Origin of the sequence: Enterococcus sp. 3C7_DIV0644 (genome assembly GCF_002141235.1) — a bacterium.
Taxonomy (GTDB): Bacteria; Bacillota; Bacilli; order Lactobacillales; family Enterococcaceae; genus Enterococcus_D; species Enterococcus_D entomosocium.
Window position 1 is genome coordinate 2,751,601 of sequence record NZ_NGLK01000001.1, and the last position, 22,874, is coordinate 2,774,474.

At 42.1% G+C, this 22,874-nt stretch carries 20 protein-coding genes; 15 read left to right on the forward strand and 5 right to left on the reverse strand.

Annotation, left to right across the window (positions count from 1 at the left end):
- The first annotated feature begins 165 nt into the window (after positions 1–165).
- The 3 genes from A5877_RS12910 (at position 166) to A5877_RS12920 (ending at position 2,835) form a co-directional block, all read left to right on the forward strand.
- Positions 166–912 carry a YcjF family protein gene (locus tag A5877_RS12910; protein ID WP_005225303.1) on the forward strand — a complete coding sequence of 249 codons (747 nt, stop codon included), beginning with the start codon at positions 166–168 and terminating at the stop codon, positions 910–912.
- Positions 913–1,009: 97 nt separating this feature from the next.
- Complete coding sequence (locus tag A5877_RS12915) at positions 1,010–1,516, forward strand: hypothetical protein (protein ID WP_005237370.1); 507 nt, start codon at positions 1,010–1,012, stop codon at positions 1,514–1,516.
- Positions 1,516–2,835, forward strand: a complete 1,320-nt coding sequence (locus A5877_RS12920) for a glycosyltransferase (RefSeq protein WP_005237369.1) — start codon at positions 1,516–1,518, stop codon at positions 2,833–2,835. Before A5877_RS12915 ends, A5877_RS12920 begins: the two co-directional genes overlap by 1 nt.
- 64 nt (positions 2,836–2,899) lie before the next feature.
- Here the strand turns inward: A5877_RS12920 and A5877_RS12925 are convergent, their stop codons facing one another.
- Complete coding sequence (locus A5877_RS12925; RefSeq protein WP_034868333.1) at positions 2,900–3,598, reverse strand: GntR family transcriptional regulator; 699 nt, start codon at positions 3,596–3,598, stop codon at positions 2,900–2,902.
- A 199-nt stretch (positions 3,599–3,797) separates the two neighbouring features.
- On the opposite strand from A5877_RS12925, the gene A5877_RS12930 reads away from it, so the two are divergent.
- From A5877_RS12930 to A5877_RS12945, 4 genes are all read left to right on the forward strand, one after another.
- Positions 3,798–5,177, forward strand: coding sequence for a glycoside hydrolase family 1 protein (locus tag A5877_RS12930; RefSeq protein ID WP_086316947.1), 1,380 nt, complete (start codon positions 3,798–3,800; stop codon positions 5,175–5,177).
- A 12-nt stretch (positions 5,178–5,189) separates the two neighbouring features.
- Positions 5,190–6,503: a PTS sugar transporter subunit IIC gene (locus tag A5877_RS12935; RefSeq protein ID WP_005237366.1), complete on the forward strand. Its 1,314-nt coding sequence runs from the start codon at positions 5,190–5,192 to the stop codon at positions 6,501–6,503.
- A 146-nt stretch (positions 6,504–6,649) separates the two neighbouring features.
- Positions 6,650–6,949 (forward strand): MazG-like family protein, encoded by a 300-nt coding sequence (locus A5877_RS12940; RefSeq protein ID WP_086316948.1) that lies wholly within the window; start codon positions 6,650–6,652, stop codon positions 6,947–6,949.
- A 72-nt stretch (positions 6,950–7,021) separates the two neighbouring features.
- Positions 7,022–7,480 (forward strand): GNAT family N-acetyltransferase, encoded by a 459-nt coding sequence (locus A5877_RS12945; RefSeq protein ID WP_086316949.1) that lies wholly within the window; start codon positions 7,022–7,024, stop codon positions 7,478–7,480.
- 345 nt (positions 7,481–7,825) lie between these two features.
- Here A5877_RS12945 and A5877_RS17220 read toward each other — a convergent pair whose 3' ends face one another.
- Positions 7,826–7,966: a hypothetical protein gene (locus tag A5877_RS17220; RefSeq protein ID WP_005237363.1), complete on the reverse strand. Its 141-nt coding sequence runs from the start codon at positions 7,964–7,966 to the stop codon at positions 7,826–7,828.
- A gap of 554 nt (positions 7,967–8,520) precedes the next feature.
- On the opposite strand from A5877_RS17220, the gene A5877_RS12950 reads away from it, so the two are divergent.
- Both A5877_RS12950 and A5877_RS12955 read left to right on the forward strand, forming a co-directional pair.
- A complete protein-coding gene (locus A5877_RS12950) occupies positions 8,521–10,164 on the forward strand; it encodes an SH3 domain-containing protein (protein WP_008377254.1) in 1,644 nt (547 codons plus the stop codon).
- A gap of 244 nt (positions 10,165–10,408) precedes the next feature.
- Positions 10,409–12,181 carry an oleate hydratase gene (locus A5877_RS12955; protein ID WP_086316950.1) on the forward strand — a complete coding sequence of 591 codons (1,773 nt, stop codon included), beginning with the start codon at positions 10,409–10,411 and terminating at the stop codon, positions 12,179–12,181.
- An 87-nt stretch (positions 12,182–12,268) separates the two neighbouring features.
- On the opposite strand, the gene A5877_RS12960 is transcribed toward A5877_RS12955, so the two are convergent.
- On the reverse strand, positions 12,269–13,057 hold the full coding sequence (locus tag A5877_RS12960) for a MerR family transcriptional regulator (RefSeq protein WP_005237356.1): 789 nt from the start codon (positions 13,055–13,057) through the stop codon (positions 12,269–12,271).
- A 73-nt stretch (positions 13,058–13,130) separates the two neighbouring features.
- Between A5877_RS12960 and A5877_RS12965 the strand changes: the two genes are divergently transcribed.
- The 4 genes from A5877_RS12965 (at position 13,131) to A5877_RS12980 (ending at position 17,626) form a co-directional block, all read left to right on the forward strand.
- Positions 13,131–13,754, forward strand: a complete 624-nt coding sequence (locus tag A5877_RS12965; protein WP_008377258.1) for a GNAT family N-acetyltransferase — start codon at positions 13,131–13,133, stop codon at positions 13,752–13,754.
- Between the two features lie 157 nt (positions 13,755–13,911).
- A complete protein-coding gene (locus A5877_RS12970) occupies positions 13,912–14,751 on the forward strand; it encodes a Cof-type HAD-IIB family hydrolase (RefSeq protein ID WP_005237353.1) in 840 nt (279 codons plus the stop codon).
- Positions 14,752–14,859: 108 nt separating this feature from the next.
- A complete protein-coding gene (locus A5877_RS12975) occupies positions 14,860–15,807 on the forward strand; it encodes a hypothetical protein (RefSeq protein WP_086316951.1) in 948 nt (315 codons plus the stop codon).
- A gap of 154 nt (positions 15,808–15,961) precedes the next feature.
- On the forward strand, positions 15,962–17,626 hold the full coding sequence (locus tag A5877_RS12980) for a peptide ABC transporter substrate-binding protein (RefSeq protein WP_005237349.1): 1,665 nt from the start codon (positions 15,962–15,964) through the stop codon (positions 17,624–17,626).
- Positions 17,627–17,819: 193 nt separating this feature from the next.
- Here the strand turns inward: A5877_RS12980 and A5877_RS12985 are convergent, their stop codons facing one another.
- Together A5877_RS12985 and A5877_RS12990 are read right to left on the reverse strand one after the other, a co-directional pair.
- A complete protein-coding gene (locus A5877_RS12985) occupies positions 17,820–18,401 on the reverse strand; it encodes a polymer-forming cytoskeletal protein (RefSeq protein WP_005237347.1) in 582 nt (193 codons plus the stop codon).
- Between the two features lie 245 nt (positions 18,402–18,646).
- The gene (locus A5877_RS12990) at positions 18,647–19,456 is read right to left on the reverse strand and encodes a MurR/RpiR family transcriptional regulator (RefSeq protein ID WP_008377267.1); all 810 of its coding nucleotides are present in this window, start codon (positions 19,454–19,456) and stop codon (positions 18,647–18,649) included.
- Between the two features lie 107 nt (positions 19,457–19,563).
- Here A5877_RS12990 and A5877_RS12995 point away from each other — a divergent pair, with 107 nt between their 5' ends.
- Both A5877_RS12995 and A5877_RS13000 read left to right on the forward strand, forming a co-directional pair.
- Positions 19,564–21,435 (forward strand): beta-glucoside-specific PTS transporter subunit IIABC, encoded by a 1,872-nt coding sequence (locus A5877_RS12995; RefSeq protein WP_086299180.1) that lies wholly within the window; start codon positions 19,564–19,566, stop codon positions 21,433–21,435.
- The gene (locus A5877_RS13000; protein WP_005237340.1) at positions 21,432–22,874 is read left to right on the forward strand and encodes a glycoside hydrolase family 1 protein; all 1,443 of its coding nucleotides are present in this window, start codon (positions 21,432–21,434) and stop codon (positions 22,872–22,874) included. Before A5877_RS12995 ends, A5877_RS13000 begins: the two co-directional genes overlap by 4 nt.

Consider the following 22,874-nt stretch of genomic DNA (forward strand, 5'->3'; position numbering starts at 1 on the left):
GTGTATCATAGCATAAAAAAACGATAATATAAATAAATAATCTAAAGATGCAAATTTGCATTTTTCATCAAGTGTAAGCTCTCTCAAGCTACATTTTCGCTATCTTGAAAAACCTGAGCTAAAATAGAAAGAGGAACAAAATCATGGCTCACTTTGATTTTTTAAATGAACAACGAGTCGAAAGAAGGAGACATTTCTTTGAAAAAACCATGGATAAAACGCAAAAAGAAGCAAAACGAAAATGAATTATTAACGGAACAGTCCGTTCAAGTCGAGCAAAGTCAAACGAGAGAAGAGCTGCAAGAAGAAGCGGAGTTTACTTCTTTTTTTGCGGATGTCATGAAGCGAATGCCGAAAAAATCGGCTGCCCTTGTGATGAAAGGCTATGACGGATCAAAAGCCCAGGCGGAAAAAGTGTTAGCGAAAAGCAAGGATCAATTTGATCAGGTGTTTGAGGAGTTTTTGGTTGGCGTAGATGATGAAACGCGGAAAAAAGCCCACCGCACGATCCATGCGGCTTCTTTGACGGCGGCGATCATCGGCTGTTCACCGATTCCTTTTTCAGATGCAGTGTTACTTGTGCCGGTTCAAATGACGATGATGGCACGTTTGTATCGCATTTTTGGGCGAACGTGGCGTGAAGGGTTAGCGAAGAGTATCTCGAAAGAGTTAGTGGTGGTGAGTTTTGGACGCAGTGCCGTTGGCAATATCTTGAAATTTGTCCCAGCAGTAGGCACCGTTGCTGGAGCTGCGATCAATGCCAGTGTGGCTAGTGGTATCACCGAAGCATTAGGCTGGGTGACTGTCAAGATGCTGAATGATGGGGAAGATGTGTTTGAGCAAGTGATGTCCTTTAAAGGCCAATTTCACACGCTGTTCAATGCGTTGAAAGTTGGCAAGAAATCCAAGTAGGTCAAAAAGAAGAACGAAGCAGGTCCATCAAAAGACGACTTGCTTTTGTTGCTTCTTTTTCTTCACAGCAAAAAATACTTTTTAAGGAGTGAGTAAAATGAAACAACGAGTGACACGGGAAGAAGTCAAAGAACGGTTGGTCACCGATGCGTATTTTCAAAAAGGTCGTTCTGCTTTGAAGACCCGCCAAACGATTTTGACGATTCTTGCTTGGCTGATGGTCTTGGTTCCGTTTGTCTGGCTGGCCATCCCGCTGACTTTACCGAATCTAGCGGATCGGATCGCCTTTCGGACATATCTGGAAGAAGCAGTGACTTTTGATTTTTTGGCGTTGTTCCTAGGAATTTCTTTTTTGGTCTTGGTTCTGACATTTACTTTGTTGACCTTGAGGAACAACCGGCGTTTCAAAAGATTGTTGCAAAAGCAATCGATGCATGACGAAGTTGCCTTAGAAAAACGCAAAGAAGTATTAGAAGCTTTTTACGAAGAACGCTTCGGAACGAAAGAAGAGCGTCACGCTGCCAAGTACTATGCCGTTACTCCTGAGCAAAACATTGGAGAAACGGAGATCCAAGAACTTTTCCGTAGAAATGGGGTGGGCTGATGGTTGTCAATTTTGATACTGGGTTCCCGTGGTTGGATACATTTTTAACGGTTGTTTTAATGATTCTGTTCACGTATCCCATTTTAGGCGGCTTTGCTTGGTTCATCGGGGTGATCTGCAATCGTTTTTTGTTCCGCTATCGTCAGTTAGAGTGGATACCGATCCCCGAAGAAATCGAGCCGATGATCACCATTATGGTACCGGCTCACAATGAAGAAGTCGTAATTGAAGACACGATTCATTATTTAATGAACAATCTAAACTACAGCAACTATGAGGTGTTGGTGACGGATGATGGCTCAACGGATCAAACTCCTGTGATACTAGATCGATTGATGGAACAGTACCCGAATCTAAGGGTTTTGCGTATCGAAAAAAACCAAGGGAAAGCCCATGCCTTTAATATTGGTGTAGGGTTTGCTAAAGGGGAATTGATTTTGAGCAACGACGCAGATACGGTCCCTGAACCTGATGCATTGTGGAAATATGTCAATTATTTCATCCGCCAAGATTCCATCAATATCTCTGCCATTACGGCGAATATGGACGTTCAAAATCGCACAACGATCGTCGGGAAATCGCAAACCGTTGAATTTTCAAGTATCGTAGGAATTATCAAACGAACCCAGCAAGCCGTTTTCGGCGTCATCTATGCCTATAGCGGTGCCAACACAATGTATCGTAGAGCCGCATTGATGGACGTTGGTCTCTTTCGACAAAATCGTGCCACGGAAGATATCAGTATTGCCTGGGACCACCAATTCCATGGTTGGTTGTCATTGTTTGCGTCACGAGTGATGTTTTTCATGGAGGTGCCAGAAACACTCAAGATGCTCTATCGGCAACGGAAACGTTGGGCGAAAGGCGGAACGGAAGTGTGGTTGACCAATTTTAAAAAAGTTTTCTTACACCCTTTTGAAAATATCGGACGAACCGCCATGTTTGTGGATCAGTCCTTAAGTATTATCTGGTCATTCTTTTTCTGGTTGTCTTCGGCTTTGTTTGTTTTTTATCTGATTTATTATGGGGCAACTGGGAATTACGAGCGGATCTACCATATGTTTACGATGGCCTTTCTCTTTGTTTGTTTTGAGATGATTGCAGGGGTCATGCAGCTATTTACCAGCCTTTTGGCGGATGACAACCGCAGCAAGCTGAAGTATTTCCGCTTTGCCCCTTTTTACATGCTGTTTTACTGGATGATTAATGCCATAACGATCGTCACTACCTTTATTCCAGCCGTCAAAACCATCCTTGGCTACGGTAGCGGCGTTTGGGTCAGTCCCGAGCGAACGGCGAAAAAAAACGAAGAATCTTAACGAGTTCACCTTTCCTAGACAATAAAAACAAGTCTGAGTTTTCTTCAGACTTGTTTTTTTGCCATTAAGGTTCAGAAAGATAGTAAATCTCACGATTTTGGTAAGGATAACGAGTTTGTGAAAATTCGAAGGGCCGTCCGTCGGAGAGACGAGCAACTTGTTCTAATTCTAAGATCGGATCATTGGGATCAACTTCTAAATATTTGATATCATAGGAATCCGCTTTGTCGGCACGGATTTTACGTATGGCGGGGCCTATTTTGAGGTGTAAGGAATCAGTGATATATCGATAGATCGAGTGTTCAAGGATCGCCATATCAATATCGGGAATGGTTTTGATGGGCATGATCGTGTACTCCAATTCAAAGGGTTCGTTATCAACATAGCGCAGTCGTACGATATCATAAACAGGTTCGTTTTCTCGCAAGGACAAGTAATCCATTTCGTTGGCTTCTGGGAAACGAACATTGAAACTAATGATTTTACTTTGCACTTTATGCCGCCCGCCATATCGGTTGACTAGACCGATATACTCATTGATCTGTCCTTGGTAGGTCGCTGAATTGACATAGGTGCCATGACCTCTTTTGGTGGAAATCAGGCCTTCTTGCTTCAGTTGATTTAGCGCTTTTTGGATCGTCATTCGCGAGGTTTGAAATCGTTTGGCTAACGCCGTTTGTTCCGGTAGCTTTGATAAAGCTGGAAAAACACCTTCATAAATATTCGTCCGCAACTGATCAACGATCTCTTTGTATTTTGTCATAGTCATCACTCCTTATGTAAAGTAATTCATGGACTTGAGTTTTGTTTGAAGGGGATAAAAACAAGGTATATCATTAAAGAATCAACTGAAATTCATATGTACAGAAAAAGCTTTACATGTGTTCTCGAAAAATTTACATGCCGATTTCACCTAATTATAATAGGTTTTGTAAGCGAATACAAATGATGGAGGAATCAATATGACGACATTTTATTGGGGAAACAGTGTCAGCAGTATGCAGACAGAAGGTGGATGGAATGAAGGTGGTAAAAGCTTATCCGTTTATGATATACGGGAAGCTTCGGAACAGGCTAGCGATTGGCATGTAGCAAATGATAACTATCATGCGTATACAGAAGATTTTGATTATATGCAAGATTTGGGGATGAACATGTATCGTTTTCAAATTTCTTGGTCAAGGGTCGTTCACGATGGAGATGGTGCCTTTAATGAAGAAGGGATCGCCTATTACGATCGTTTTATTGATGATCTGTTAGCTAGAGGAATCGAACCTATGATTTGTTTGTACCATTTTGATATGCCCCTGCATCTAGCGAAAACCTATAACGGGTTCATCAGTAAAGAAGTGAAGGACGCATTCATTCGCTTTGGAAAAGAAATGGTGGATCGTTTTGCGGATAAAGTCCATTATTGGTTAACCTTTAACGAACAAAATCTTTTCCACCAAGACCATGGTTTTAAGATCAGCGGCTATTTAGAAGGGGAAGAAACAACAGAAGAATTGTATCAAATTTTCCACAATCTCATGGTTTGCCATGCAGAGATCTGTAACTATCTTCATGAAACAACAAATGCGAAGATTGGCGGCATGCTGGCGTATTCTGAAGCGTATCCAGCGACTTGTCGTCCACAAGACATCAAAGCAGCAAGAGAGTTTGATGAATTTGCGAATTTTACTTTATTAGATTGCTATGCGCACGGCAAGTATTCGGCAGCACAAGACCGATACGTGAAAAATCATCAACTCAATATGAATATTTTACCTGGGGAATTAGAAGCGATCGCAGCGCAGAAAAATGATTACATTGCCTTTAGCTATTATGCTTCTTCTACCTTGAACGCTGAAAAAATCCCTGAAGGAACGCCGCCAAATCGGTACATGACTTTTGGAAAACAAGACAATCCGTATATTGAAACGACGGAATGGAATTGGCAAATTGATCCGCTCGGCTTCCGTGATGTCTTAAATAAAGTCTATCAGCGGTACCGGTTGCCAGTGTTTCCGATTGAAAACGGAATTGGTGTCAGAGAGCATTGGAATGGCAACGAACCGATTCAAGATGATTACCGGATTGCCTACCATCAAGAGCATATTCGAGCGATGTTTGCAGCGATGGTGGAAGATGGAGTGGTCTGTCTTGGTTATCTTGGCTGGGGACTGATCGACATTTTGAGCTCTCAAGGTGATATGGAGAAACGATACGGACTTGTGTATGTCAATCGTGGCAATCATGAGTTGCGAGATATGAAACGTGTGCCGAAAAAATCGTATGAATGGTTCAAAGAAGTGATCAAAACGAATGGTAGTACGATCTATACAAACCCATATGCAGAATAGGAGGAACAGAAAATGGCAGCAGAAAAGCGCACGTTTTTAGATAAATTTACAGAGTTTTCGGTCCGTCTCGGCAATCAGGTTCATCTCAAAAGTCTTCGTGATGCGTTTGCGACCTTAATGCCTGCCTTTATTATCGCAGGGATCGCTGTGTTGTTTAATAATGTCTTCTTTCCGTGGTTCTTAGAAGGGGCTGCCTTGGCGCGAATGCAAGTGTTTGGCAATTCCATCACCAATGGAACATTGAATATCGCCGGTTTGCTGATTGCTCCGATGATCGCCTACTTCCTTTGTCGCAACAAAAATAATCCAAGCGCTATCAATGCAACTTTTGTGGCAACGACTTGCTTAGTGGTCATGTTGGCGATGGCTCATGCCGTGATGCCAGAAGGCGCCCAAGCAGAAGTGACCATCAGTGGTGTGATGCTGTTTGATGATGTCGGGACCAAAGGGATGTTTTCTGGAATCATTTGTGGGCTAGTTGCCACGGAATTATTTATTCGGCTATCAGAAAACAAGCACTTAAAAATCAATTTAGGGGATCAAGTTCCTCCTGCCGTCAGCAAATCCTTCAGCACGTTGATCCCTGCTATTTTAGTGATTTCTTTCTTTGCCTTAGTTGCGACCGTGCTAGCAGCCTTTGATACCGATCTGATTCAAATCATTTCCACAGTGATCCAAGAACCACTGCGTTTATTGAACACATCGATTTTTGGGTTCTTGATCATCTATTCAACGGGCAACTTTCTGTTTACTTTAGGCATTCACCAAACCGTCATCAATGGCACCTTATTAGATCCATTGCTGTTAGTCAATATGAATGAAAACATGCAAGCCGTGCAGGACGGTGCTGCGCCGCCCAATATCTTAAATTCAGCATTCGTGACGGTTTTCGCACAACTAGGCGGGACTGGATTTACGATCAGCTTGATCATTGCAGTGCTCTTATTCGTCCGCAATTACCAACCTTTTCGGGATGTCGTCAATCTATCCCTAGCTCCGGGTATTTTTAATATCAATGAGCCAATCATCTTTGGTTTACCGATCGTCTTCAATTTACCCATGATCATTCCCTTCGTTGCAAGTCCAATTGTGGCGACGTTGATTGGCTACTTTGCTACCGCAGTAGGATTCATTGAGCCACTTTCTGTGATGGTTCCTTGGACGACACCACCAATTCTTAGTGCATTGTTGGCATCAAAAGGGGATTTTAAAGTTGTTTTGGTTCAAGTGATCATCATCGTCGTCTGTGTAGCAATCTATTTTCCATTTTTAAAAATCGCTCAACGGGTTGCAATCAAATCTGCTGAATTGGAGCGGGCAGAATAAAAAAAGGGAATCCTATATTATAGTGACCTACAAAAGTTAGATCAAAATTCTAACGTTTTGGGGTCACTATTTTTTGAGGTGATTTTTTTACTAAGTTTCTATTTTGAATTTTAATTAAATGGTATACTATCCCAAAAGGAGCGACTATGAAACTATCAGAAATGCAAAAAGCGATTTATCAAAACAAGATTGATCACCAATTCAATGTCACCAATATTGAAAAAGAGTTTTTGGCTTTATATGGTGAAATAGGGGAGGCCTTTGATGCCTATCGGAAGCAACAAGAGGTAGGAGAAGAATTGGCGGATGTGGCGATTTATCTTCTTGGGTTAGCAGAAATCCTTTCCATTGATCTTGAAGCAGAGATTCATAAAAAAATGGCCGTCAACCAAAAGCGCCGTTATATCAATTATGGCAATGGCTATGCAAAACGAATCGATGATTGATACACGCACAAAAATTAGTGGATTCTTCGAGTATAGGCTCTTACCGAAATAGAAATGGAAGCAGGAGATAGGATGGAAAAGAACGTAAGCATGCGTGAATTAACAACGGCAGATTTAGTAGAAGTCGTGGACCACTATATTGCTGTATTTTCAGCAGAACCATGGAATGACCAATTGACAGTGCCGCAAATCACCGACTATGTATCATCAATGATGGCAATGAATACTTTTATTGGTTATCGACTAACAAACCGAGCATCGAATGAATTGATTGGTCTTTCATTAGGCTTTATCAAGCCCTGGTATCAAGGAAAAGAGTATGTGGTCGACACCTTTTTAATTACAGGCAAGCACCAAGGAAAGGGCTTGGGTTCCACTTTTTTAGAAAGGATCAAAGAGGATCTGCTCAAGAAAGAGATTCCAACGATCCTGTTAGATACCGAAGAAAGTATGCCCGCAGCGGATTTTTACAAAAAGAATGGCTTTAAACCGTTACCAGATAATGTGAGCTATTATTTATCTCTAGATTAATTCAAGCATGTCAATAAATAAAAAAGTCTGCGAAAAAATCGCAGGCTTTTTAGTTATGCACAGTTTCAACAGGTTTATCCACAATATATTGTAGGAACGTGTTTTCGCCTACTAAATATTGTGTTTAAGATTCGTTGGAATAAGAAACTGTCGCTTCTTTTGAGGAAGAGTTTCCCTTTATTGCATTGATGGTAGTCATTCGGTGATTTTCAAGGTGAATTGACAATGGTTGAGATAGAAAGTATCATAGCCTGCTTTTTTTCGATTACAATAAAGACGAGACTCGCCACCCTTTGGCGAAGCCTCGTCTTTTTACAGATCAACAAAAAAAGAAAACGCAGGAGTCTACGCTTTCTTTTTCTGTTCTTCTTTTTTCTTGTCTGTGGTCGGTACGGAATCTAGGGCTTTTTTGAAAATCTCTTCTTTTTTCGTTTTGTAGTTATGTTGTCGTTCAGCATAAACTTTTTCTTTCGTCTTTGTTTTCATACTCGGTCACCTCTTCCTTTTTTTTAGTATAGCATAATTTCACAAACTTATGCAAATTCTTGGTTTTCTCCTTGGTATTATAAACTTTCGTATGAAATACATTGTGAAAATATTTCTTACGGTAGAAGTGAGTGACTTCTCTATCAAAAAATTCGTATCCGGTTGGAAGCGATGTAACAGGATTTCATCATAGCGTCGATCACACTGGTGAAAGAAGCATTCTTTTTGAAAAAACTTTTTCACAGAATCCCGTGTGTAAAAAAGGAATGATAAATGGGTGATTTTAGTATCGATTTTTGAAAAAGGGGATCAGGAAAGAAATGTTATTCAAATAACAGTCTTGATTTTCAAAAAGTGGGTTTGTTTGCAAAAAAAAATCCTGTTTTTATTCGCGAATTAAAATAACGTTGAATGAAATAGCATTTTTTTGTTGTTTATAGAAATCTTTGTAAATATTGTGTCAGTGGTCAGCGTCAAAGAGAAAGTGATTAAAAAGAATAACGCAGGAAAATAAATGACACGTTTTGTTAAAATGGGGTACAGGGGGTGTTTTATTGGAATCTCGGAAAATCAAACGGAAGCGTTTAGTGAAACAAAAACGGTCCCTTTTCGTACAAAAAGGATTGGGTATCACAGCAGCGTTAGCATCAACTTCAGGTGTCTTTACGTCTCTTGCTCATGCGACCGAAACGACGAACGCTTCGTCATCAACCAACACAACTGCTACTCTTGCCAGATCGTCAGCTGAAACGGCGATCAATCGACAATTTAAAACAACAGCTTCACTGAATGTTCGTTCAAATGCTTCAACAAGTGCCTCTATCGTAAGTGGTGTAGGAGCAAATACAACAATCACTGCGGTGGCTCAAAAGAACGGTACCTCAGTGAATGGCAATACAATATGGTATAAGCTATCAACAGGCGGCTGGATCTCAGGGGCTTATGTGAAGAGCACCTCAGGCTCTTCTTCTGCCAATACAGGCTCGTCCAATTCGTCGTCTTCTTCATCGGAAAAAGCAATTTCGAAATCAGTGAAAACGACTACTGCATTGAACGTCCGTTCAAATGCAACGACAAGTTCTAGTGTCGTACGCGGTTTGAGCAGTAATGCGACAGTACAGGTCGTTGCACAAAAGAGTGGGACATCGGTGAATGGCACGACCACTTGGTACAAATTGTCCACAGGCGGTTGGATCACGGCAGCCTATGTCAAAGATGTTTCCAGTAGCTCCACAGGCAATAGTTCTTCTGGCGGCAATACAAGTGTTTCTGCAGAAACGGCTATCAGCAAGAACGTGAAAACAACAGCGGCATTAAATGTTCGTTCGAGTGCGTCAACAAGCGGCAGTGTCGTTGGCAGCCTAAGCAACAGCACGACGGTGAAGGTCGTTGCCCAGAAAAATGGCACATCCGTTGGCGGCACCAATGTTTGGTACAAAGTATCGACTGGTGGCTGGATCACAGCGGCATATGTGCGTGACGTCACGTCTAGTTCTGGAAATACAAGTAATAACAATAATTCAAACACAGGTTCAAACAATACTGGTTCATCAAACGGCTCAAGCAATGCGAGTGAGCAAGCCATCAATAAGACGTTCCAAACAACCACTGGGATGAATGTGCGCTCAAATGCATCGACTTCTGCAAGTGTGGTCAGCAGTTTGGGCAGTAATGCGACCTTCAAAGCAGTGGCTCAAAAACAAGGCACGTCAGTCAATGGCAATACCACTTGGTATAAGTTATCAACTGGTGGCTGGGTATCTGCAGCATATGTCAAAGAAGTCAGTGCGACGACTCCTGGCAACAATAACAACGCAGGCAATACTAATGTTCCGATGAGCGTGAACGGAGCAGCGATCGTTGCAGAAGCTAGAAAACATATCGGCACTCCTTATCAATGGGGAGGCAAAGGACCAGATGTCTTCGACTGTTCTGGGTTTACACGCTACGTCTTCTTAAAAGTGACGGGCAAAAACATCGGTGATTGGACAGTCCCACAAGAAAGCGCAGGGACGATCATTCCTGTCTCGCAAGCACAAGCTGGCGACTTGCTGTTCTGGGGTCAAAAAGGGAATACCTACCATGTAGCGATCGCTACAAGTAATACAAGCTATATCCATGCGCCAAGCACGGGTTATACAGTCACCGAAGCACAATCAGGCTTTTCGACTGCTAGCTTCGCTCTACGCGTGAAATAAATATTTTATTGAAAAGGCAAAGGGTTTGTCCTTTGTTAGAAACGCCCCTAAGAAAGCTGCAATCAGTTTTCTTAGGGGCGCTTTTTGTGCTGGGCGCAGATCTTCTAAAAGGTGGGACTTTGCCCTTGTTTTTTTGACAAAAAGGCCGATTTGTCAAAATCACTTGATTTTACTAGTACAAATTTTTGTCAAAAAAAATAGTTACTGATACCATAAAAACGTACCAATATTAGGAGGGATCTACATGAGATATACGAACGGAAATTACGAAGCTTTTGCAAGAAGCAGAAAACCGAAAGATGTCGAAAAGAAAGAAGCCTATATTGTTGGTGGTGGATTAGCAGGACTTGCTGCGGCAGTCTTCTTGATCCGTGACGGCCATATGGCGGGTGAGAAAATCCACGTCCTTGAAGAACTTTCTTTATCAGGCGGTTCATTAGACGGAAAATTCATTCCCCATGATGGATTTGTGACCCGCGGCGGTCGAGAAATGGAAAATCATTTTGAGTGTCTGTGGGATCTATTTCGCTCAATTCCGTCTTTGGAGGTGGAAGATGCTTCGGTGTTAGATGAGTTTTACTGGTTGGATCACGATGATCCAAATTCGTCTAACTGTCGGATCATCCACAATCGCGGCCAACGAGCAGCAGATGATGGAGAATTTACCTTGTCTGCTACAGCACAAAAAGAATTGACTCAATTATTTATGACTTCAGAAGATCAATTGATCGGGAAAAAAATCGAAGATGTTTTTGGCGAAGAATTCTTTGAATCCAATTTTTGGCTATACTGGTGTACGATGTTCGCCTTTGAAAAATGGCATTCGGCGATTGAAATGCGTCGCTATGTGTTGCGTTTTGTGCATCATATCGATGGCTTGCCTGATTTTACCGCGTTAAAATTTACCCGTTACAACCAATATGAGTCATTGGTCAAACCACTACTTGCTTATTTGGAAGAACAAGGAGTCGACTTCCAATATGAATGCACAGTCAGCAATATCGATGTTCGGATCGTGGGCGAGGAAAAAGTTGCTCAAAAACTTGTGCTAGAAAAAGCGGGGGCAATCGAAGAAATTCCTTTGTCAGAAGATGACTTGGTCTTTGTTACCAACGGATCGATCACTGAAAGTTCCACGCAAGGGGACCATTATACTCCAGCGCCTATCTCAAAAGCACCTGGTGGTAGCTGGCGTTTATGGAAAAACTTGGCGGCGCAATCGCCTGAGTTTGGTCATCCAGAAGTCTTTTATGAAAACTTACCTGAAGAAAGCTGGTTTGTTTCGGCAACTGTCACTTGGCAAAATTTTGATGTTGAACCTTATTTAGAAAAATTGACCCATCGCAAGTTGCGAACAGGCAGAATCGTCACTGGGGGGATCATCACCATCAAAGATTCCAATTGGATGATGAGCTTTGCGACCCATCGCCAACCGCACTTTAAAGAACAAAAAGACCAACAAACGATCACATGGGTGTATGGATTGTTGTCAAATATGCCAGGAAACTACATCAAAAAACCAATTGAACAATGTTCGGGACAAGAAATCGTGCAAGAACTGCTTTACCATTTAGGCGTGCCGGAAGCAGAAATCCAACGCATTTCAAAAGAATCAAGTGTGGCAGTTCCGGTTTACATGCCGTTTATCACTTCCTACTTCATGCTGCGTGAGCCAGGGGATCGGCCATTGGTTATTCCAAATGGCTCCAAAAACTTAGCTTTTATCGGTAATTTCGCAGAGACTGAAAGAGACACTGTTTTTACAACAGAGTATTCCGTTCGGACTGCAATGGAGGCTGTTTATCAGCTATTAGATGTGGAACGCGGGGTACCAGAAGTGTTTGCTTCCGCTTATGATCTGCGTACCTTGGCCAAAGCTGTCTATTATCTGACCGATAAGAAAAAAATCACGGAAATGGAGCTACCATTTATCGAACGAAAACTATTGGAAGGCTTCGTTAAGAAAACCGAACATACCTACATTGGCGATCTGTTGAAAGAAAACCATTTGATTTAAATAAAGCGCAACGACAACGAGGCGAAAGAAACTGCTCGTGGTCGTTGCGTTTTTTCATTTACTTTTTAGTGTTGTTTAGACGAATCCTTATTCCTCAGATAAAATCCGTACTTGGATCTCTGTCAAATAAGCTTGCTCGTTGCTAAGGGTCGTTTCATGGATCGATCGTTCATAGAAGTAGTCATCGATTTGCCATTGGTGCGCTGCAATCAGCTGCTTGAGTTTTTGATAGAACTGCTTCAATCCTTCGTCATCCCCCTGATAAATGGTGGTTAAATAGCAACCTGCTGGTTTCACGAAGGAAGCTCGTTGTGGTTCTTCTTGCCGCACATAAACGTAGTCGATGTCCTGCGTATTGTCTTTGTTCGTCCGAATCATAAAACCGTATTCGTTATTCGAGAAAAGATAAGGCTGTGCCATCAAAAGGTCGTAGGCTTGGGTGATCATCTCTGGGATGCTGCTGCCGTTTAATCTAGGACTAAGGGAGAAATACTCCTCTGGCTGTTCCTTCAAGGTGAAGGGGGAAGTTTTTTCTGCAGCCAGACGCAAGTCCGCTGCTTTTCGTTCGATGATTTTTTGGATGTTGGACAACTGCTGAATTTTTTCATCGATGGTTTGCCGCTTGGCTTCCAATAAGTTTCTCATGGTCTCGGCATCCCCCTGCAACGCTGTTTGAATCTCTTTTAAGGGCATCGATAATTCTTTCAATGACAGGATCAATCCGAGATCCAAAAGTTGATCAAGGGAATAATACCGGTACCCGTTTTCGTCTTTGCTGTTTGGTTGAAATAGCCCAATCTCGTCATAATAGTGGAGTGTCCGAGGATTGATTCGCGCTAAGCGTGCCATTTCCGATACTTTTAATTTGGTTTTCATGGCGCTCCTCCTTGACTTTACAGTTACTGTAAACTTTATACTAAAGATAGTCAACTACTGGGAGGAAGATAGAATGAATAAACAAGTAACATATCGACCATTTAAACGAGAAGATCTGCCTGCGCTTGTGCAAGTAATTATTGATAGCTGGAACTACGACAAGCAATTTGACCAGAAGACCGCCAAACACTTTGCTCATGTCTTTTTGTGTTATGAACTTGCCCGTGCTACCTATTCACGTGTGGCTCTTTTAAATGGTGAAGCTGTCGGTATCTTATTAGCAGACAGTAAAAGAGGGAAGAAGCTTCATCCAATGCGCTATTGGGGGAAAACGATGTGGCATGCTGGCTGCTTAATGCTTTCTAATCAAGGGAGAAACACGCTGCTGCATTATGCCAAAGAGGTGGCTGAGTTAAATCAAGCGATGTTGAAAGACTTACAAATTCCTTTTCAGACCGAAGTTGGTTTGTTTGCCGTTAGTCCCAAAACACAAGGATTGGGTGTAGGCAAGCAACTCTTTACTTCCTTCTTAGCGATGGTCCAGCATGATAAAACAGCTCCGTTTTTCCTTTATACCGATACCACTTGTAATTACGGTTTTTATGAGCATATGGGCTTGAAGCGGGCAGCTGCTGTGAAACGCTGGATCAAAAAGCCGATCAAGAAGGAAATCGAGTTTTATATCTATACTTCCTAAGAGTGCAGCGATGCACTCTTTTTTTCATTGGCTAGTATGGTAAACTGGAAGCAAAGAAGGACAAGAAAGCTGTTTTCGTTTTATGGAAACGGCGCTTATTTTGGTCGAAAGCGATGGATCAATTCGCTTTCGTAAAAAGGATGGGGAATGGGAAAGGATGGTTTATTTGGAAAAAAAGCAGATTGGGTTTATTTTAAGTGATATCGATGGGACGATCTTGGATCATAAACATCAAATCGATCCGGTTTTGATTGAAGAAATCAAACGGTTGAAGCAGCAAGCGATTCCTTTTGTTTTGGCTTCCGCTCGCTCCCCGAAAGGAATGCTACCGATAGCTGAAGAATTAGAGATAGAAGACTGGCCCTTGGCTTGCTACAACGGTGCCCTGATTGGACGGTACGATCATACGGGTACGCTTGTACCAATATTTAGTCATGAGGTCAAAAAAGCAGAAGCAAAGACTTTGGTTGCTCGCATCAAAGCTGATTTTCCTGCCGTTTCGATCAATGTCTACTCTGGTGATCAGTGGTATTGCGAAAGAGTGGATCAGTGGGCACAGGCAGAAGCGGCGATCACCAAAGAGACCCCTTTGGAAACTTCATTGGAACAACTGTTGGCACAAGAAGCTTTTGAGGTACATAAGTTTCTTTTGATCGGCACAACGGCAGAAATCCAAGCGCTTCATGCTGCCTGCCAGAACGCTGACTTTTTAGAAAGCGCCTTTTATTTATCCAAAGAGAATTATTTGGAAGTCACTCATCAAGCTGTGGGAAAAGATAAGGCGCTAAATGAATTAGCGGCCTATTTCCAAGTGCCGCTGGCGCAAACCTTAGCGATCGGCGATAATTTTAATGACCTGCCAATGATTGCTTCAGCTGGTATCGGTGTTGCGATGGAGAATGCGCCCGATTTGGTCAAAGCAAAAGCTGATTTTGTGACGGCTAGCAATACAGACCATGGGGTTGCTGATGCATTGCGGCGATTTGTCACAGAATAAATAAAAAAACTAGGTTTTTTGAACAAATTGATTGACTTTCATTTCTACTCTCCTTAAACTTTTAGCTATACCTAAAAAGGTAAGTGTTTGTTGGAAAGAAGGAGAAAAATGAATAAGAAGATCGAGAAGACATTGACCAAATTTGCCGAGCCGTTGGGGCTCTCAGTTGATACTTCCACCGGGGTGATTTATGGAACGTATCATAGTTATAAACTTTTTTTAGTTCAAGAGAATAACAATAGTTATTCTCTTGTGGCTCATTTTTCCCTTAGCAAAGAGGGGGAACTTCCGAACCAAGAAGAAGTCAAAGAAGTTTTAAGTGAGTCAAAAGAGATCACCGACTGTGTGATCCAAGGATATCAAGTTGCCTATACATTACGCGGAGCGATGACTGCAGGGAAAACTGTGGACAAGATCCGTACTGCGTTGGACCAATTGACGAATTTCTTGAAGACGAAAGGTTACCAAAATTCTTGTACCTTCTGCGGAACGATCACTGAGCCGGTTTCGCTGTATGCTATTGGCGGCACTCCCGTCATTGCGTGTGAAGCTTGCTTTAAGAAACAACAAGAAGCGGTCCTTGCACAAGAACGGGAAAAAGGGCAGAAAAAAGAAAATTGGCTAGCTGGAACAGTGGGCGCGTTTCTTGGTTCACTGATTGGTGCCGGCGCAATTATTTTATTAGGACAACTGGGATATGTAGCTGCATTGTCTGGAATCGCAATGGCGATCTGTGCCATCAAAGGGTATGAATTATTAGGTGGAAAACTCAGTACAAAAGGTATTATTAGTAGTATCATCGTCATGATCATTATGGTCTATGTCGGGAATCGTATCGACTGGTCGATCAGTGTAGCGAATTATTACACAGACGTTGATGTCTTCTACGCTTTCCGTATTTTACCTGATTTGATTCGTGAAGGGTATTTGGAAGCGAGTCAATATTACGGGAACTTAGGTCTGGTCTATCTCTTTACGGCGATTGGGGCTATTCCAACTATTATCGCTGCGGTACGAGAGGGTAAAGTGACGCGTCAAAGCTATAAAATGGAGTAATCCACTTTTCTATCCAAAGATAAAAAAACGCAAAGCGAGATCTCTTTCGCTTTGTGTTTTTTGTTTTTGTGTCATAAATAATAACATGCAGTATTTACATTCAGAGTTTTGTAATAATTCTGAAAATTTTGGATTTTCATAAGGGGTAGGTAAGATGAAGAAAAAATGGGGATATGGTGTCATCGCTGTTTGTGGAATCGTATTAGCAGGTTGCTCAACAGGAGGGACATCAAGTACAGGTGAAAGTTCAAGTGGTAGTGGGACAGCAGCTGCCGAACAAATTTTTAATGTTGTGGTTCAACAAGAAATGCCTAGTGCCGATCTATCCTTAGCCACCGATACGATCAGTTTCAGTGCTTTAAATAATGTGTATGAAGGGTTGTACCGCTTAGATGCTGATAGTAAGCCCGAACCAGCAGGTGCCGCCGAATTAGCGGAAGTCAGTGAAGATGGTCTGACCTATAAATTGAAATTACGTGAAGATGCCAAATGGTCAAATGGAGAACCAGTAACAGCAGCGGATTATGTCTTTGGCTGGCAACGCACCGTAAGTGCGGAAACAGGTTCTGAATATGCGTACTTATTTGCGCCCGTAACCAATGCCGAAGCGATAACAGCAGGTGAAAAAGATGCCTCAGAATTGGGGATCAAAGCAGTCAGCGACTATGAATTAGAAATCACGCTGACGACACCTACGCCATACTTCCAATACTTATTGGCATTTCCATCCTTCTTCCCTCAAAGCCAAGCAGTCGTAGAAGACAACGGCGATCAATATGCTTCAACAAGCGACAATGCCGTTTACAATGGACCGTTTGTGTTAGCTGGCTTTGATGGTCCAGGAACCGATACAGAATGGTCATATGAAAAGAACGACCAATATTGGGATAAAGATACGGTGAAACTTGATACGATCAATGTCAGTGTCGTAAAAGAATCATCGACCTCCTTGAATCTATTCCAGGATGGGCAAGCGGACGACGTCATCTTAACAGGAGAATTGGCGCAGCAAATGGCCAATGATGAAGCGTTTGTGTCAGAACCATTAGCCCGTACTTCCTATATCGAGTTGAATCAGCGAGAAGAAGATTCGCCATTTCGCAATGAGGATCTGCGTAAAGCAATCTCTTATGCCATCGATCGTGATGCATTAGTGACATCGATTTTAGGTGATGGTTCATTGGCTTCCACAGGATTGATACCAAAAGGAATGACCTTTAACCCAACTGATAATACTGATTTTGTCGATGAAGCGGAAAGTGTCATTGAATACGATCAAGAAAAAGCCAAAGAACATTGGGAAAAAGCCAAAGAGGCTTTGGGAATCGATTCTTTAAGTTTTGAAATTTTGGCCTCTGACACAGACTCAACCAAAAAAGCTATTGAATATATTCAAAGTGCGATTCAAGATACGCTTGATGGGGTGAAAGTTAGCCTAAGTCCAGTACCTTTCTCCGTTCGCCTTGATCGTTCAAACTCAGGTGATTTTGATGTCGTTATGGGTGGCTGGGGTGCTGACTATGCGGATGCCAGCAGTTTTACAGATCTATTTGTAACCGATAATTCATACAACCGAGGTCGTTGGACAAGCGATGAGTACGATGCAGCAGTGAAATCATCTGCCACGACAAATGCTGGCAATCCAGATGCCCGCTGGCAAGATTTGTTGGATGCAGAGAAAATCATTATGGATCAACAAGGGGTTATCCCTGTGTACCAAAACGTTGAAGCTCATTTACGTGCACCAAAAGTAAAAGGGGTCGTTTCTCACGGTGCCGGTGCGCAATACGATTACAAGTGGGCAGTTATTGAAGAATAAGCGCCTAAAGAAGAAGCTGGTTTTGCGTAAGCATGCCAGTTTTTTTCTTGTGCTTTGTTCTTACTTACACAATGTTAGTAATGAGAGCGGATGCAATTGTTTATAAAAAAACAAAAAAAAGTTGACAAGGATCAATGATCAACTTGTCAACCTCGTTTTTTCTTCATCTATTTCACAGAAATCCAGTGAAAGATTATTCGCTAACTGTTACGTCGCCTGTTACAGAAGCGCCATCTTCGTCAAGTGTTGCTGAATCTTGGAATTCTTTTGAAGTGAATGTTACGTTACCTTCAACTTTTGCACCGTTCAATACAAAGCCGTTTGCATTCACTTCAACGTCACCTTTGATTACACCGTGAACGATGTTGAAGTTTTCTGAGTTAACGATCAATTTAGGAACAGTTACTGTGTACTCAGCTGTTACGTTGCGGTCTTCATCTTGTGAGTACAATGCAAATTTACGGTAGATATCAGCTGAGTCATCGCCTTTATCATGGAATTCGCCATCAACGGTTACATCGTTATCAAATGTCATGTCAGCAGTTACAGCAACGATCCAGTTACCATCTGCACCCAATGCTTTTTCAATGACTGAAGTTTGGTCACTGATAGAAGCAGTTGAAACAACATCATCTGATGATTCAGTTGATGCAGCAGTTGAAGCTGCTGTTGATGATGAGCTTGCAGCTGTGTCGTTATCTGAACTACATGCAGCTAAAAGAGTGCCTCCCATAAGCAATGATGCAGCGATTAAAGTGATTTTAGTTTTTTTCATGTTTCCTTCTCCTTTGTATTCCCATAGTTTTCTTAAAAACAAAATGATTATACCATACCGAAGTGAAGTTTGTGAAACAAAAAACATAAATGAGGAGAAATTTAATAAATATCAGCCTAGGATTAAAAAAATTTCAAAGAAACTAGGAATAAATGCGTGACGCTTACGAATGAATGAGACATCTCATTCACAAAGAACCCTCCATTATGGAAGAAATGCACTTCTTCTATAATGGAGGGTCATTACTACATTCGCTTTCGATCAGTCAACTGCTTGAACTTCGATACGATCAAATCCATGATGAACTGATACATAAAGGCATGGGTTTGGAAATGGGTTTGATGAGGGAAGATGATTGCTTCTTGGACAAAGGGAAGTTCCGAGATCTGTGGGTTGGCGGTGATCACGATGACTTTGGCTTTGGTTCGATCAAAGAAATCTTTTCGAGGCGTTCCATTTCGAATTTGTTGCTTGGTCAGGTAGTCACCGGAATTGGTAAAAATAATAAAAAGCGATTCTTCATCGGCAGATTTGATGATTTCTTCCTGTACGAGATCGTCTTGGAAGGTCCGAATGAACTTGCCGTTGTAAGCTAGTTTGATCTGGAAATCAATAGCAGCCGATTCTGAGAATAATATTCCAAAAGCAAAGACATTTTTATGCGAAACAATTGCTTGTGCGACCCGTTCGATGGCTGGCAGATCAAGATGATGCCGCAGATAATCGATGTCTTGTATCACTGCGTCAAAATAGGAGTCTACGCCTTCTTGCTCCAAAGCAGACAAAATATTCGAGCGATAATTTAGCGGATTGTTGAAGCGGTTCTCGATGAAAGCTGCGTTGTCTTTTAAATCACCATAGTCATCAAAGCCTAAGGTACGGGCGAATTTTGAAACGGTTGACTTTGACACATGGCAAAGAGCGGCGAATTCACCAATACTTAGAGTTTGGATCTGATCGTAATAGTTGATCATGGTCAAACCGATATAGTAGTTGGTGGAATCAGTGGGTGCATTATTTAAAAGATTCAATAAACGAATGATTAAGAGGCCCATTTTCTTTCCTTTCTTGTAAGCAGTTTCCAAATTGCGAACTTTCGCAGGTGTGAGAAAAAAATCTGCTATAGTAACGCCATAAAGCGCTTTATAAATCAAACACGGGAGTGAGTCATTTGGCAAAAGATTATTCAAAACTTGCTAGTGAAATTATAGCACAGGTCGGTGGGGAACAAAATATCGTTAGCCTGTATCATTGCATCACTAGATTGCGTTTTAAGTTGAAAGATGTCGAGTTGGCACGAAAAAATAAGAACAAAATTCAGCAGCTTGATGGGGTATTGTCAGTCATTGAAGGAAATGGCCAGTTTCAAGTCGTGATCGGGAATCATGTGGCAGATGTTTTTCAAACGATCATGAGCAAGTATTCGATCCAAAACGCTTTGGAAAGTGATGGAGATGCCGAAGAATCAACAGAAAAACAAGGCAATGTATTTATCCGATTCTTCAATGTATTGTCTGCGATCTTTAATCCAATCATTGTTGCGCTTGCAGGGGCAGGGATGTTGAAAGCTTTACTAGTTGTTTTTACGACCTATCATTTGATGGACGCAGAAGGAAGCACCTATAAAATATTAGCTGCTGCTGGCAATAGTGTCTTTTATTTCTTGCCTTTATTTTTAGCGATCAGTGCAGCGCGGATTTTCAAAGTCAATATGTTTATTGCTTTAGCAATCGTTGGGGCGTTGCTGGAGCCGAATTTTACAGCAATGGTGACGGAAAACGGTGTGACGGTTGATTTCTTTGGCATCCCAGCTGTGCTGATGGGGTATTCGGGTACCGTGATTCCAGCGATCGTTTCGATCTATATCTACTCGCACTTGGAACGCCTACTCAAACGGATCATTCCTAAGAGTATCGAGATTTTTGCTCTATCGCTAGTGGCTCTTTTGATCATGGTGCCTCTGACTGTTTTGATCATTGGACCGGTCGGTGTAATGCTTGGGGACGGTTTAGGCAATGCCATGAACTTTATCAGCGATAAGAGTGGGCTGTTGGCTGGCTTGTTGATCGGTGGCGGTTGGACATTCTTAGTAATGATCGGGATCCATTGGGGAGTTGTACCGATCATGGTCAATAACCTAGCGGTATATGGCTATGATACGCTGCGCCCGATGATCGCAGCAGCAACATTTGCGAGTGCTGGGGTTGCTTTAGGTGTATTTTTACGCTCTCGCAGAAAAGAAACCAAAGGTCTGGCGCTATCTTCCTTGCTTCCAGCATTGCTTGGAGGAATTACAGAACCCATCGTCTATGGACTTTCGGTAAAATTTAAAAAGCCGTTGATTGCTCAAACCATCGTTGGTGCCATTGCTGGTGCGTTTATGGGCATGATGCAAACCAAGGCCATCGTCTATGTTTTTCCAGCATTGACGACATTGCCAGCTTTCTTTGGGGACACCTTTGTGTACTATTTGATCGGCATTGCCTTTGCGTTCTTCGGTACTGCTATTTTGACCTATGTATTAGGATTTGAAGAAACGCTAGAACCTGTTTTAGAAGAAGGGGCAGGGTTGCAAGTGATGACACCAGTTGCTGGTGAAGCGATCACGCTTGATGATGTCAAAGATGAAGTATTTTCTTCTCGAGCAATGGGAGATGGATTAGCCGTTTATCCATCAGCCGGCGATATTTATGCGCCACTTACTGGTACGGTTGTGACAGTGTTTCCAACTGGACATGCTTTTGGGATCCAATCAGCTGCTGGGACGGAAGTGTTGGTTCATATCGGCTTAGACACGGTTGATTTAGCAAAAGGCGTGTTTGAGATTTCGGTGAAACAAGGGGATCAAGTCGTGAAGGGGCAAAAAATTGGCACCTTTGACTTAGCAAAAATTATTGAAAAAGGATATGATCCGACAACCATGTTGGTCTTTACCAGTGTGATCAAAGAAGATGCATTGACAGTTGTGGATCAAGCGAAAAAAGACGTTACCGCATTGGTAGCAAATGATTTATTAAAAGGAGCGATTTCATGAGTGTATTTCCAAAAAATTTCCTATGGGGCGGCGCAATCGCCGCAAATCAAGCCGAAGGAGCTTATTTGGAAGGAGGAAAAGGATTAAGCGTAGCAGATATTTTACCAGTTGGTGAAAAACGTATTGAGCAAGTTTCACTGCAGCTTGAAGAGGAAAACTTTTATCCGAGCCATGAAGCCATCGACTTTTATCATCGGTACCCAGAAGACATTGAACTGTTTGCGGAAATGGGCTTGAAGTGTTTGCGTACCTCAATTGCTTGGAGTCGCATTTTTCCGAATGGGGATGAGACGGAACCGAATGAAGCAGGTTTACAATTTTATGATGATTTATTTGATGCCTTGAATGAAAAAGGGATCCAACCAGTTGTTACGTTAGCTCACTTTGAGACACCACTGCATTTGGTAACGAAATATGGTGGTTGGCAAAATCGTGCACTGATCGATTTTTTTGATCGGTATACAAAAGTGGTTTTTGCACGCTATAAAGGGAAAGTGAAATATTGGATGACTTTCAATGAAATCAACCATACCCATACGATCCCTTTACTCGCAGCAGGTATCGATGTGTTTTCTTTCGAGACTGAAGAAGAAAAATTACAGGCACTTTATCAAGCGAGTCATAATATGTTTGTTGCAAGTGCCAAAGCAGTTCTGAATGGGAAGGCAGTAGATGAAAACAATCAGATTGGCTGTATGCTGTCACTGAGTCCGATTTATCCTGCAACGTGCAACCCGCAAGATGTTTTTGAATCGTATCAACTGCGCCGTCGTTCTTTGTTTTATAGTGATGTGCAATTGCGAGGAGCGTATCCTGAATACTTCGACCGCATCGTGAAGGATAATCATCTGTTGCTGGACATTACAGAAGAAGATCTAGCGATCATTAAAGCGGGGACCTGCGATTATTTAGGCTTTAGTTTTTACCGCAGCTCATTACATGAAGCGGGCATGAAAATTTTAGGTAATACTGGCGGATTATTGGGGAAAAAGAATCCTTACCTAAAAGAAACTGCTTGGGGATGGCCGATCGATCCGTTGGCATTACGCTATGTTTGCAGCGAATTGACTGATCGTTATCAAAAACCATTATTTATCGTTGAAAACGGAATTGGTTTAAAGGATGTTGTCAATGAAGATGGATCGATCGTCGATGAAGAACGGATGGCTTATTTGAAAGACCATGTAAAGGCAATGGCGGAATCGATCAAAGATGGCGCAACGATTCTAGGCTATACATGGTGGGGACCGATCGATATCGTTTCTGCGGGGACAGGAGAGATGGAAAAACGATACGGCTTTATCTATGTCGATAAGCAAAATGATGGTAGCGGAGATCTTTCCCGCAAGAAAAAAGCTAGTTTTGCGTATTATCAGCAAGTGATCGCCACGAATGGGGAAGCGTTGGCGTACGAATCATTTTTGAAAGGAGGCAAGTAA

Coding starts and splice junctions, on each gene's coding strand:
- A5877_RS12910 (WP_005225303.1), top strand. CDS start 166: ATGAACAACGAGTCGAAAGAAGGAGACATTTCTTTGAAAAAACCATGG.
- A5877_RS12915 (WP_005237370.1), top strand. CDS start 1,010: ATGAAACAACGAGTGACACGGGAAGAAGTCAAAGAACGGTTGGTCACC.
- A5877_RS12920 (WP_005237369.1), top strand. CDS start 1,516: ATGGTTGTCAATTTTGATACTGGGTTCCCGTGGTTGGATACATTTTTA.
- A5877_RS12925 (WP_034868333.1), bottom strand. CDS start 3,598: ATGACAAAATACAAAGAGATCGTTGATCAGTTGCGGACGAATATTTAT.
- A5877_RS12930 (WP_086316947.1), top strand. CDS start 3,798: ATGACGACATTTTATTGGGGAAACAGTGTCAGCAGTATGCAGACAGAA.
- A5877_RS12935 (WP_005237366.1), top strand. CDS start 5,190: ATGGCAGCAGAAAAGCGCACGTTTTTAGATAAATTTACAGAGTTTTCG.
- A5877_RS12940 (WP_086316948.1), top strand. CDS start 6,650: ATGAAACTATCAGAAATGCAAAAAGCGATTTATCAAAACAAGATTGAT.
- A5877_RS12945 (WP_086316949.1), top strand. CDS start 7,022: ATGGAAAAGAACGTAAGCATGCGTGAATTAACAACGGCAGATTTAGTA.
- A5877_RS17220 (WP_005237363.1), bottom strand. CDS start 7,966: ATGAAAACAAAGACGAAAGAAAAAGTTTATGCTGAACGACAACATAAC.
- A5877_RS12955 (WP_086316950.1), top strand. CDS start 10,409: ATGAGATATACGAACGGAAATTACGAAGCTTTTGCAAGAAGCAGAAAA.
- A5877_RS12960 (WP_005237356.1), bottom strand. CDS start 13,057: ATGAAAACCAAATTAAAAGTATCGGAAATGGCACGCTTAGCGCGAATC.
- A5877_RS12965 (WP_008377258.1), top strand. CDS start 13,131: ATGAATAAACAAGTAACATATCGACCATTTAAACGAGAAGATCTGCCT.
- A5877_RS12970 (WP_005237353.1), top strand. CDS start 13,912: ATGGTTTATTTGGAAAAAAAGCAGATTGGGTTTATTTTAAGTGATATC.
- A5877_RS12975 (WP_086316951.1), top strand. CDS start 14,860: ATGAATAAGAAGATCGAGAAGACATTGACCAAATTTGCCGAGCCGTTG.
- A5877_RS12980 (WP_005237349.1), top strand. CDS start 15,962: ATGAAGAAAAAATGGGGATATGGTGTCATCGCTGTTTGTGGAATCGTA.
- A5877_RS12985 (WP_005237347.1), bottom strand. CDS start 18,401: ATGAAAAAAACTAAAATCACTTTAATCGCTGCATCATTGCTTATGGGA.
- A5877_RS12990 (WP_008377267.1), bottom strand. CDS start 19,456: ATGGGCCTCTTAATCATTCGTTTATTGAATCTTTTAAATAATGCACCC.
- A5877_RS13000 (WP_005237340.1), top strand. CDS start 21,432: ATGAGTGTATTTCCAAAAAATTTCCTATGGGGCGGCGCAATCGCCGCA.